The following is a 12,154-nucleotide window of genomic DNA, read 5'->3' on the forward strand; positions in this document are numbered from 1 at the left end:
AACACTATGTCAGATTTATTATTACCACCAGAGCATCGCTATGCTAAAATGATTGAAGCTAGACTTAAGGAGGATGGAACAGAGCTTTCAATACTAAATTTAGGTCCAACACACCCTGCAACTCATGGTATTTTTCAAAACATCTTATTATTAGACGGTGAAAAAATCATCGACGGTGAAGGAACTATTGGATACATTCATAGAGCATTTGAAAAAATTGCTGAGAACAGACCTTTCTATCAAATCAACGTTTTAACCGATCGTCTTAACTACTGCTCCTCTCCCATCAACAACACTGGATGGTGGATGACCGTAGAAAAAGCTTTGGGAATTGAAATTCCAAAACGTGTTCAATATTTACGTGTAATCATTATGGAACTAGCTCGAATTGCAGACCACATTATATGTAGTTCTGTAATGGGTGTTGACACCGGAGCTCTTACTGGGTTTTTATACGTTTTTCAATATAGAGAAAAAATATACGAAATATATGAAGAAATCTGTGGCGCTCGCTTGACAACCAATATGGGTCGTATAGGTGGATTCGAAAGAGAATGGAGCCCAGAAGCATTCAAAAAGATTGATGAGTTTTTAAGTGAATTTCCTGAAATTTGGAAGGAGTTCGAAGATTTAATGACTCGAAATAGAATTTTTATGGACCGTACTATTGGGGTAGGCCCAATAGATGCTGAAAAGGCAATTAACTATGGTTTTACAGGTCCAAACTTAAGAGCTGCAGGCGTGGACTATGATGTTCGTGTCGCTCAACCTTATTGTTCATATGAAGATTTTGAATTCGATATACCTGTTGGGAAAAGTGGGGATTGTTATGACCGTTTTTGTGTTAGAAATGCTGAAGTTTGGGAGAGTTTAAAAATCATTAGACAAGCACTTGATAAAATGCCAGAAGGCCCTTATCACGCTGACGTTCCAGAATATTATCTTCCCCCAAAAGAAGATGTATATGAAAATATGGAAGCATTGATCTATCACTTTAAAATTGTAATGGGAGAGATTCCTGTTCCAAATACAGAAGTTTATCATCCTGTAGAAGGAGGTAACGGTGAGCTAGGTTTTTACTTGATTACTGACGGTAGTAGAACACCTTATAGGTTACATTTTAGAAGACCGTGTTTTATTATATACCAAGCTTACAACGATATCGTACAAGGACAAATGTTATCTGATGCAATTATTACACTTTCTAGTTTAAATGTAATTGCCGGAGAATTAGACGCTTAAAAAAATGGAAAATAAAAATTACACACAAGTCATTAATATCACTCCAGAATTGAAATCTCGCATAGACGAATTAATTAGCCACTACCCGGCTGATAAAAGAAAGTCTGCTTTGCTTCCTGTATTACATGAAGTTCAGGATGCACATGATAATTGGTTGAGTGCTGATTTAATGGCTAAAGTTGCTGAAATATTAGAAATTACACCTATTGAGGTATTTGAGGTTGTAACATTTTATACGATGTATAACCAAAAACCAATGGGTAAATATATGTTTGAGTTTTGCTTAACATCATGTTGTAGCTTACGCGGAGCAGAAGACATGCTGGAATATGCATGTGAAAAGCTCGGAATCCAACCTGGTGGAACTACCGAAGATGGTATGTTCTCTGTTGTTGGAGTTCAATGTTTAGGTGCTTGTGGTTATGCACCTATGATGCAACTTGGTGATTTTTATAAAGAGCATTTAACTCCAGCACAAATCGATCAAATAATCGAAGATTGTAAAGCTGGAAAAATAATCCTTCACGATAAATAGTATTATGGCTAAGAAAATATTACTAGATAAGATTAATATCCCAGGAATTAAGTCCTACGAAGTTTATCGCCAAAATGGCGGATATGCATCTGTGGAAAAAGCTATAAAAACAATGACTCCCGACGCTATAACAGAAGAAGTTAAAGCTTCTGGATTAAGAGGTCGTGGAGGCGCTGGATTCCCAATGGGTCTTAAATGGAGTTTCATTGACAAGAAATCTGGAAAACCAAGACACCTTGTTTGTAATGCTGATGAGTCAGAACCTGGTACTTTTAAAGACAGATATCTAATGGAACACATCCCTCATCTTTTAATTGAGGGTATGATTACCTCTAGTTATGCTCTAGGCGCTAATTTATCTTACATTTATATTCGTGGAGAATATATGTGGGTTTATAAAATTATAGAACGCGCTATCAAAGAAGCATATGCAGCAGGGTGGTTGGGGAAAAATATCCTAGGATCTGATTATTCATTAGATCTTCATGTTCATTGTGGTGCAGGAGCTTATATCTGCGGAGAAGAAACTGCTTTGATAGAGTCTTTAGAAGGAAAAAGAGGAAATCCTCGTATAAAACCTCCATTCCCAGCCGTTAGTGGTCTTTGGGGTAATCCAACAGTTGTTAATAATGTAGAGTCAATCTCAAATGTACCTTGGATTGTAAATAATTCGGGTGAAGAATTCGCTAAAATTGGTTTAGGTCGTTCTACTGGTACAAAATTGATTTCAGCATCAGGACATATTAAAAAACCAGGTGTATATGAAATTGAATTAGGTATTACAGTTGATGAGTTCATCAATTCTGAGGAGTATTGTGGTGGAATGATAGACGATAGACCAATTAAAGCTTTAATACCTGGTGGTTCTTCGGTTCCTATATTACCTGCTCATTTGATATACAAAACTGCTGAAGGCGAAGATAGATTAATGACATATGAATCTTTAAGTGAAGGTGGTTTTGCTACTGGATCAATGATGGGTTCAGGTGGTTTTATAGTATACAATGATACGGCTTGTATTGTTCGTAATACTTGGAATTTTGCAAAATTCTATGCTCATGAAAGCTGTGGTCAGTGTTCTCCTTGTAGAGAAGGGACTGGCTGGATGGAAAAAGTTCTGTATAGAATTGAAACCGGACATGGAACATCAGAAGACATCGATTTACTTTGGGACATCCAAAGAAAAATTGAAGGAAACACTATTTGTCCTTTAGGTGATGCAGCAGCATGGCCTGTTGCAGCAGCAATTAGACACTTTAGAGAGGAGTTTGAATATCATATTCAATTCCCTGAAAAAGTTAAAAACAGAAATCACTTTGTGGATGAACCTTTTGAAAGTATCAAACACTTAGTTACAAAATAATATAAAACAGCATTTAATCATCTAGAATGATTGAGCTCAAATAATATAAGCTTTATGAAAGTTATTATAGACGGACATGAAATAGAGGTAGAACCAGGAACAACAATTCTACAAGCAGCAAGAATGATGGGCGGACCATCTGTCCCACCAGCTATGTGCTACTATTCAAAATTAGAAGACACAGGAGGTAATTGCCGAGCTTGTTTAGTTGAAGTTAGTAAAGGTAGCGACGCAGACGAGCGTCCAATGCCAAAACTTATGGCTTCTTGTAAAACCACTGTTATGGATGGTATGGAGGTTAAAAACCTTTCATCTCCACGTGTTATGGAAGCTAGAAAAGCTGTAACTGAATTTTTACTTATAAATCACCCTTTGGATTGCCCTGTTTGTGATCAAGCTGGTGAATGTGATCTTCAAAATTTAAGCTATCAGCACGGTAAAGAATTAACCCGCTTCAAAGAAGAAAAGCGAACTTTTGAACCTGAAAACATTGGTGACAAAATTCAACTTCACATGAACCGTTGTATCCTTTGTTACCGTTGTGTAAAAACAGCAGAACAAATTACAGATGGTCGTGTACATGGAGTTTGTGGAAGAGGGGATCATGCGCAAATTTCAACTTATATTACTGCAGCTATTGATAATGATTTCTCTGGAAACGTAATTGATGTATGTCCTGTTGGAGCTTTGACTGATAAAACATTTAGGTTTAAATCACGTGTTTGGTTTAACAAACCTTTTAATGCTCATAGAGATTGTGATAAATGTTGTGGAAAGACTACTCTTTGGATGTTTGGTGATGAAATACAACGAGTTACTGCTAGAAAAGATGTTTATCATGAGGTTGAGGAATTCATCTGTAACGAATGTCGATTCGATCATAAAGATACAGCAGACTGGGTTGTTGAAGGTCCGAGAAAATTTGAAAAATTCTCAGTAATCAACCAAAATAACTACACTCGTAAGTTAGATACAGTAGTTATTGATACAGAAAAACAAATTTTAAAAGGACGTGATCAAGACCGAGTTAAAATCAGTATGACCAATGTTCCTTTCAAAGAAGAAGAATCTAAAAAATAATCATATTAAAGTATGGACAATACTATCCTTATAGAAAAGAGTGTTATCATCCTAGTAGTGTTTGCTATTACTATGTTGATGGCAATGTACATGACACTCGCCGAGAGAAAGATTGCCGCTTGGATACAAGACCGTATAGGACCTAACCGTGCAGGAAAAGGAGGTATCCTTCAACCCTTAGCGGATGGTTTAAAATTATTTGCTAAAGAAGAATATGCACCAGACACTCCTAATAAATTCTTATTCGTTTTAGGGCCTACAATTTCTATGACTATTGCTCTTATAACAAGTGCTGTATTACCATGGGGAGACAAACTTCATTTGTTTGGTCGCGATATTATCTTACAATCCGCAGATATTAATGTTGGTCTATTATACATTTTTGCAGTTCTTTCTGTAAGTGTTTATGGAATAATGATTGGTGGATGGGCTTCTAATAATAAATACTCATTGATGAGTGCCATGCGTGCAGCTTCTCAAATGATTTCTTATGAAATTGCAATGGGTCTTTCTATTATTGCTTTGTTGTTAATGACTCAAACTTTGAGCTTACGTGAGATAGCACTGCAACAAAACGGAATGAACTGGAATATCTTTTATCAACCATTAGGTTTTCTGATTTTTTGGATTTGTTCTTTTGCAGAAACTAATCGTAATCCATTTGACCTTGCTGAATGTGAGCAAGAATTAATTGGTGGTTACCATACAGAATATTCTTCAATGCGTATGGGGTTCTTCCTTTTCGCCGAATATGCTAGTATGTTTGTTTCTTCTGCAATATTGTCAATACTATATCTTGGAGCATATAATTACCCTGGAATGGATTGGGCTGTTGAAAATTGGGGAGTAAACATTGCAAACGTTATTGGTATGCTTGTTTTATTCATTAAAATATGCTTCTTCATCTTTGTTTATATGTGGGTTCGTTGGACATTACCACGATTCCGTTATGACCAATTGATGAACCTTGGATGGAAAAAATTAATACCACTAGCCCTTTTCAATATTCTTGTTACAGCGGTAGTAATTTTACTTTTAAAATAAAAAACATGTCTTTAGATACTTATTCATTTTCAGGAAGAAAAAAGCAAGTTTCAAATAAGAAACTTACTTGGTTAGAAAGCATCTACTTAGTTGCTATTGCCAAAGGAATGTGGGTTACTTTAAAACATATGTTTAGAAAGAAAGTAACTATCAGCTATCCTGAGCAAACACGTCCTTTTAGCCCCGTTTATAGAGGCTTACATATGTTGATGAGAGATGATGAAGGAAGAGAACGCTGTACTGCTTGTGGCCTTTGTGCGTTATCTTGTCCAGCAGAAGCTATTTCTATGACAGCGGCAGAACGTAAACCAGAAGAGAAACATCTTTATAGAGAAGAGAAATACGCCTCCATATATGAAATCAATATGTTGCGTTGTATTTTTTGTGGTCTGTGTGAGGAAGCTTGTCCAAAGCAAGCTATTTATTTGACGAAATCAAAAGTATTTGCAAAGTCAAACAGCACAAGAGAAAGTTTCATCTTTGGTAAAGAAGAATTAGTTATGCCACTTGAAATGGCTATTCAAAACTCTAAACAGAATCAAGCTTAGTTATGATAGAAATTTTATTTTATATCCTTTCGACTCTAACTATCGGAAGTGCAGTTTTAACCATCCTTAGTAAGAACCCTATTCACAGCGCTATTTGGCTTGTGGTGAGTTTTTTTTCTATTGCTGGTCATTATATCTTATTAAACGCTCAATTCTTAGGAATGGTTCATATTATGGTATACTCAGGAGCTATTATGATTTTGATGCTTTTCACCATCATGTTGATGAATCTTAATGTTACTAATGAAATCCAAAAACCATTCGTCACTAAAATTGTAGCAACTATATCTTTTTGTTTGGTAGGTGTTTTATTACTTTCCATTGCAATGAGAGCAAATCAATCATTTGAACTAAACTATGCTCAAACTGGAGAAGATTTTCAATCTGTCCATGTATTAGGGAAAATATTATTGGACGAGTATGTGGTACCTTTTGAAATGGTCGCTATATTACTTTTACTTTCAATGATTGGAGCGGTATTAATTTCTAAAAAAGATAAAAAAGTAGCTTAATATGGTAAATGTATTAGAAATAATAGGCATTGATTCCTATATCTACCTATCCGTTATATTATTTTGTATTGGAGTTTTCGGAATACTATATAGACGAAACGCCATTATAATGTTTATGTGTATTGAGATTATGCTGAACTCTGCCAACATGCTTTTGGTAGCTTTCTCAACGTATCACCAAGATGCTTCAGGTCAAGTTTTCGTGTTTTTCACTATGGCAGTTGCTGCTGCAGAAGTAGCAGTAGGACTAGCAATATTGGTAGCTATATTTAGAAATATTGGTTCAATCGATATCGATAATTTAAAAAACTTAAAAGGATAATTCCCAATGGACACGAACATAATTTTACTTTTATTATTAATACCATTACTAGGGTCTTTAGCGACTCTATTCTTTGGTAAAAAATTAGGGAATGCTTCTGGGGTTATTGCAACTTTAGCAGTATTCATTTCTTTTGTTGTTTCAGTTATAAGCTTTTTTCAAGTACAATCTACGGGAACTCCAATTCAAGTTGATTTATTTAATTGGATTGCATTAGAAAATTTTAATATTTCTTTCGGATTCTTACTTGATCAATTATCCATTCTTTGGCTTTTATTCGTTACTGGTATTGGTACTTTAATCCACCTCTACTCTACAAGCTATATGAAAGGTGATGAAAACTATGCTAAATTCTTTTCATATTTAAACCTATTCATATTCTTCATGATTGTGCTTGTTACAGGTAGCAATTTATTGATGATGTTTATTGGTTGGGAAGGTGTTGGATTGTGCTCTTATCTATTAATTGGTTTTTGGCACAAAAATCAATCTTATAATGACGCAGCTAAAAAAGCTTTTATTATGAACCGTATCGGGGATTTAGGTTTCTTAATCGGTGTATTCATCTTGGCTTTCTTATTCCAAACTTTAGATTATATGACTATTAAGGAAGCTTTGATGCAAGGAACTAATCACCAAATTAATATGTGGTTAGGCTGGGCAACTTTAGCTTTATTTATTGGTGCGGCTGGTAAAAGTGCGCAAATCCCATTGTATACTTGGTTGCCAGATGCTATGGCAGGACCTACTCCTGTTTCTGCATTAATTCACGCAGCTACAATGGTTACTGCAGGTATCTTTATGATTACTCGTTTAAACTTTGTATTTGACTTAACTCCTTGGGTTCAAGATATTATTGCTGTAGTTGGTGCTTTAACTGCTTTATTTGCTGCTACAATTGGACTTGTTCAAAACGATATTAAAAAAGTTCTTGCCTACTCCACTGTTTCACAACTTGGTTTAATGTTTATGGCATTAGGTTTTGGGGCTTATGAAATTGCGGTTTTTCATGTTATAACACATGCCTTCTTTAAAGCTTGTTTATTCTTAGGATCTGGTTCCATAATTCACGCAATGGGTGGTGAACAAGACATGAGAAAAATGGGTGGTCTACGCAAGTTTATGTCAGTTACATATATCACATTCTTATTGGCTACATTAGCTATTTCAGGTATTCCACCACTTGCTGGTTTCTTCTCAAAAGATGAAATCTTAATGGTAGCTTTCCATGAAAACAAAATACTTTGGTTTTTAGCGGCTATTGCTTCTGTAATGACAGCTTTTTATATGTTCCGTTTGTTATATCTTACTTTTTTCAAAGATTTCAGAGGAACTCAAGAGCAAAAGAATCACTTACACGAAAGCCCTTCTGCGATGACAATTCCATTAATCGTATTAGCAATATTATCTGTCATTGGTGGCGCTATTAGCTTACCAGGTGCAAGTTGGTTAAACAATTATCTACAGCCTATTATTGTTAACAATGCTGCTAGTAATCCACACATATTAGGCACATCTGAATATATTTTAATGGCATTAGCTATTTTAGGAGCTTTAATCGGAATTGGATTGGCTTACAGTAAATACATTAAAAAGAATACTGTTCCACCTATTGACTCAGAAATATCAGGTTTTCATAAAGTGCTTTACAATAAATACTATGTAGACGAAATCTATATGAAATTAATTGTAAAACCAATATATGCATTGGGAACATTCTTTAGGGACTACGTAGAATTAGTACTTTCAGAAATCGTATTCGGACTTGGAAAAATAGCTGATACACTTTCTCTTCAAGGTAAAAAGGCACAAAACGGAAATATCGGCCTTTACTTATTTGCCTTTGTTTTTGGAATTTGTTTCTTATTATATTATTTATTCATCGCAAGATAATTTAGAAAAATGAACGTAACTATACTATTATTAACGTTATTGATTGGTGCGCTAGCCACTTACTTCTCTGGTAAATCAGCAGCTAAAGTTGCTTTGATTGTTGGAGTTGCTTCATTTGTGGAATGTATATTTCTAATTTGTCAGCAACAACAAGGAGTTAATGTTGGATTTCTGGCGCAGTGGATGAACACTCCTAATATTCATATTGCTCTAAACGGCGATGGATTAGGTTTGTCTTTAGTTTTGTTAACAACATTACTTACACCATTAATTATACTTTCATCTTTCGAAAGTCCAATTGAGAAAAAAAACACCTTCTATGCTTTAGTATTGTTTATGGCTTTTGCTATGGCTGGTACTTTCTTAGCTTCTGATGGTTTTTTATACTATATCTTCTGGGAATTAGCATTAATTCCAATATACTTCATAGCTCTATTGTGGGGTAATGATACTTTTGAAGCTCGTAAAAAAGCAATCATAAAGTTCTTTATTTACACGTTCGCGGGCTCTTTGTTTATGTTGGTGGCTTTTATTTATTTGTATCAAAAAGCAGGTAGTTTCTTACTACAAGATTTATACGATTTAAATTTAACCTCTAGAGAACAATACTGGATTTTTATAGCATTCTTTTTGGCTTACGCTATTAAGATTCCTATTTTTCCATTCCACACTTGGCAGGCTTCTACTTATGAAAAAGCACCAACAGTTGGAACAATGCTACTTTCAGGTATTATGCTGAAAATGGGGTTGTACTCTATTATTCGTTGGCAAATTCCTATTGCTCCACAAGCTGCAAAAGAATTGATGACAACTGTTATTGTGTTGAGTTTAATAGGCGTAGTTTATGGTTCTTTTATTGCATTAAAACAATCAAATATTAAACGTTTCTTCGCTTATTCTTCATTGGCTCACGTTGGTTTAATAGCTGCTGGTACCTATTCTTTGACATTAGATGGTATGCGTGGTGCTGTTTATCAAATGTTAGCTCACGGATTTGTTATAGTTGCTTTATTTTTTGTTGCTGAAATCATTTTTAGAAGATACGAAACGAGACTTATCAATGAGATGGGAGGAATCCGTCAACAAGCTGTAAAGTTTGCTTCGTTATTCTTAATTCTAACTTTTGCTTCTGTAGGACTACCTGGAACGTTTAACTTCATTGGAGAATTTTCATTGTTATTCGGTCTTTCACAAGTAAACATCTGGTATGCAATAATCGGTGGTACTAGTATCATTCTTGGAGCTTTCTATATGTTGAGAATGTTCCAAAAATCGATGTTAGGTGAGACCAATTCAAAACCTTTCGCTGATCTAACCAAAATTGAAGGATTTGTATTAGGCGTATTAGTTATTGCAATTCTTTTCTTAGGTGTTTATCCAAAACCTTTAACGGATTTGATTACTCCTAGTTTGGTTGAAATTATGACACAAATTAAGTAAAAACGGATTCGGTAATACCGATTATCTTAAATTCAAAATAACACAAATGAATACATTAATAGCAATTGGAGGATTAGCGGTTTTAGTACTCATAGCAGAAATCATAAACCTTAGAAAGTTCATCATTCCAATAACCATTATTGGATTATTGGGAATTCTAGGCTTAACTATAAATGATTTTGGGCTACAAGCTACTTACTTCAACAATATGATTGTCGTAAATAAATTTTCAACTGCCTTTAACTCGCTGTTTATAGTACTTACTATATTTTTAGTGACATTAAGTGGTGATTTCTATAAAGATCAACTACCTAAAATATCTGATTACATCTCCTTAAAACTGTTCCTTCTTATGGGAGCTGTTTCTATGGTGAGTTTCGGAAATATGGCAATGTTTTTTTTAGGACTAGAAATTCTTTCCATTTCATTATACATTCTTGCAGGTAGTAATCGTAAAGACATTAGAAGTAATGAATCTGGAATGAAGTACTTTTTATTAGGTTCTTTTGCTTCTGGGGTTGTTTTATTTGGAATTGCATTTATCTATGGAGCTACTGCTACTTTTGACATAGGAGAAATATTCAAACTTGCCATCAATGGTGGAATACCAAAATGGTATCAACTTGGGGTTGTATTGATTATTATAGGTATGTTATTTAAAATTGCAGCTGTCCCATTTCACTTCTGGGCACCAGATGTATATCAAGGTGCTCCAACTTTAACTACCACTCTAATGAGTACTCTAGCTAAAGTTGTAGCGATTGCAACGCTTTATAAATTAAGTTTAATACTTACTTTATCGATGCCTGAAGCTTATATAACTGCTTTGGTTTTCATATCTATTATCACAATGACAGTTGGTAATATAATGGCGTTACGTCAAGATAATATAAAGAGACTATTAGCTTATTCTGGTATATCTCATGCCGGATTCATGATAATGGCATTGGTAAATCTCGCACAGTCTGAAGCTAGCTTATTTTACTATGCTACAGCATATGCTTTAGCAGGTATAGCAGCCTTTACAGTTGTAATTGTTGTATGTAGAGGAAAAAGTGAAGAACTAATAGAACAGTTCAATGGATTGGCTAAAAGAAGTCCTCTATTAGCAGCTGTAATGTCTATAGCATTACTATCAATGGGAGGTATTCCAATTTTTGCTGGATTCTTTGGAAAATTCTTCTTGTTTTCACAAGCTTTGGAAAAAGGATACATTACCCTAGTTATATTCGGAGTAATAAACTCAATTATAAGCATCTTCTATTACTTCAAGGTAATCTTAGCTATGTATACAAAAGAAGTTGAGGAAAACGCATCAGAACTACAAATACCGTTATCTTACAAGGTTGTAGGTGTAGTAGCAATTCTAATCAATATTGTAATAGGTTTATATCCTTCATTTTTATTGGATATTTTTTAATCTCTACATACTCATAAAAAAGGCTGTTTCCTAACCAGAGGAAACAGCCTTTTTTTATTTATAGTATCTTCAAAAATTTGATTAAAATAGATAAAGCACTCATAAGAAAATTACTACTATATCCTTTTCAAAACATCCATCATTTCTTTTGAGTATACTTAATTCCATCAATTCCAAACTACATAATACAAAAATACACTCAATACATACCAAAAACAGACAATTCTAACTCCCCAATTTAAATACAACTTCAATACAATGTTTTAAACTAACTTCCTTCTTCTAGTTTTATAGGTAAAGCAAAATTAATTTCAAAAGCTATTCTCCTACGATATTTCTTTATCGAATCCGTATAAAAACAAAAAAGGATGAGACATCACTATCTCACCCTTTTCTATTATAAAACCGTAGAATACTATCTAACGTTCACTCTTACAAAGAAGTACACAACTATCTTTTTAGTGAAAAATGTCCTTTGTATTCTCTTTTATTTCCTGAAAAATCATTGTACTCTATCGTAAACCAGTAATCCGTAGATGGCATTGGTCTACCTCCGTAAGTTCCATCCCAACCTTCTCCCAATGGACTCAGCTGTTTGAGTAACTTACCACTGCGGTCAAAGATATAAATCTTTGCACCTGGTTGACTCTTAACTCCCAAAACATTCCATGTGTCGTTAAACCCATCCCCGTTAGGTGTAAAGTATTTTGGATAATTCATGATAGAAACAACCTTAGACACAGCACAAGCTCCTG

General features: G+C 34.5%; 12 protein-coding genes. 11 read left to right on the forward strand and 1 reads right to left on the reverse strand.

The window, feature by feature from the left end; translation table 11 throughout:
- Positions 1 to 6 precede the first annotated feature (6 nt).
- The 11 genes from BM024_RS10550 to BM024_RS10600 are packed head-to-tail and all read left to right on the forward strand — an operon-like array spanning position 7 to position 11,399.
- On the forward strand, positions 7 to 1,242 hold the full coding sequence (locus tag BM024_RS10550) for an NADH-quinone oxidoreductase subunit D (RefSeq protein WP_090680008.1): 1,236 nt from the start codon (positions 7 to 9) through the stop codon (positions 1,240 to 1,242).
- Positions 1,243 to 1,246: 4 nt separating this feature from the next.
- Positions 1,247 to 1,777: an NADH-quinone oxidoreductase subunit NuoE family protein gene (locus BM024_RS10555; protein WP_090680009.1), complete on the forward strand. Its 531-nt coding sequence runs from the start codon at positions 1,247 to 1,249 to the stop codon at positions 1,775 to 1,777.
- A gap of 4 nt (positions 1,778 to 1,781) precedes the next feature.
- On the forward strand, positions 1,782 to 3,140 hold the full coding sequence (gene nuoF, locus BM024_RS10560) for an NADH-quinone oxidoreductase subunit NuoF (protein WP_090680011.1): 1,359 nt from the start codon (positions 1,782 to 1,784) through the stop codon (positions 3,138 to 3,140).
- A 54-nt stretch (positions 3,141 to 3,194) separates the two neighbouring features.
- A complete protein-coding gene (locus BM024_RS10565) occupies positions 3,195 to 4,220 on the forward strand; it encodes an NADH-quinone oxidoreductase subunit G (RefSeq protein ID WP_090680012.1) in 1,026 nt (341 codons plus the stop codon).
- 12 nt (positions 4,221 to 4,232) lie between these two features.
- Positions 4,233 to 5,264, forward strand: coding sequence for an NADH-quinone oxidoreductase subunit NuoH (nuoH, locus tag BM024_RS10570; RefSeq protein WP_090680014.1), 1,032 nt, complete (start codon positions 4,233 to 4,235; stop codon positions 5,262 to 5,264).
- A 5-nt stretch (positions 5,265 to 5,269) separates the two neighbouring features.
- Positions 5,270 to 5,812, forward strand: coding sequence for an NADH-quinone oxidoreductase subunit NuoI (gene nuoI / locus BM024_RS10575; RefSeq protein ID WP_090680015.1), 543 nt, complete (start codon positions 5,270 to 5,272; stop codon positions 5,810 to 5,812).
- Positions 5,813 to 5,814: 2 nt separating this feature from the next.
- Positions 5,815 to 6,324 carry an NADH-quinone oxidoreductase subunit J family protein gene (locus tag BM024_RS10580; RefSeq protein ID WP_090680017.1) on the forward strand — a complete coding sequence of 170 codons (510 nt, stop codon included), beginning with the start codon at positions 5,815 to 5,817 and terminating at the stop codon, positions 6,322 to 6,324.
- Between the two features lies 1 nt (position 6,325).
- The gene (gene nuoK, locus BM024_RS10585; protein WP_090680019.1) at positions 6,326 to 6,646 is read left to right on the forward strand and encodes an NADH-quinone oxidoreductase subunit NuoK; all 321 of its coding nucleotides are present in this window, start codon (positions 6,326 to 6,328) and stop codon (positions 6,644 to 6,646) included.
- Between the two features lie 6 nt (positions 6,647 to 6,652).
- Positions 6,653 to 8,539 (forward strand): NADH-quinone oxidoreductase subunit L, encoded by a 1,887-nt coding sequence (nuoL, locus tag BM024_RS10590; RefSeq protein ID WP_090680021.1) that lies wholly within the window; start codon positions 6,653 to 6,655, stop codon positions 8,537 to 8,539.
- A gap of 9 nt (positions 8,540 to 8,548) precedes the next feature.
- On the forward strand, positions 8,549 to 9,979 hold the full coding sequence (locus tag BM024_RS10595; RefSeq protein WP_090680023.1) for a complex I subunit 4 family protein: 1,431 nt from the start codon (positions 8,549 to 8,551) through the stop codon (positions 9,977 to 9,979).
- Positions 9,980 to 10,025: 46 nt separating this feature from the next.
- Complete coding sequence (locus BM024_RS10600; RefSeq protein ID WP_090680024.1) at positions 10,026 to 11,399, forward strand: NADH-quinone oxidoreductase subunit N; 1,374 nt, start codon at positions 10,026 to 10,028, stop codon at positions 11,397 to 11,399.
- A 450-nt stretch (positions 11,400 to 11,849) separates the two neighbouring features.
- Here BM024_RS10600 and BM024_RS10605 read toward each other — a convergent pair.
- A partial coding sequence (locus tag BM024_RS10605; protein ID WP_143077760.1) for a T9SS type B sorting domain-containing protein occupies positions 11,850 to 12,154 on the reverse strand: 305 nt, incomplete at its 5' end.

It is taken from the genome of Myroides guanonis (assembly GCF_900114085.1).
In the GTDB taxonomy this organism is placed as follows: Bacteria; Bacteroidota; Bacteroidia; order Flavobacteriales; family Flavobacteriaceae; genus Flavobacterium; species Flavobacterium guanonis.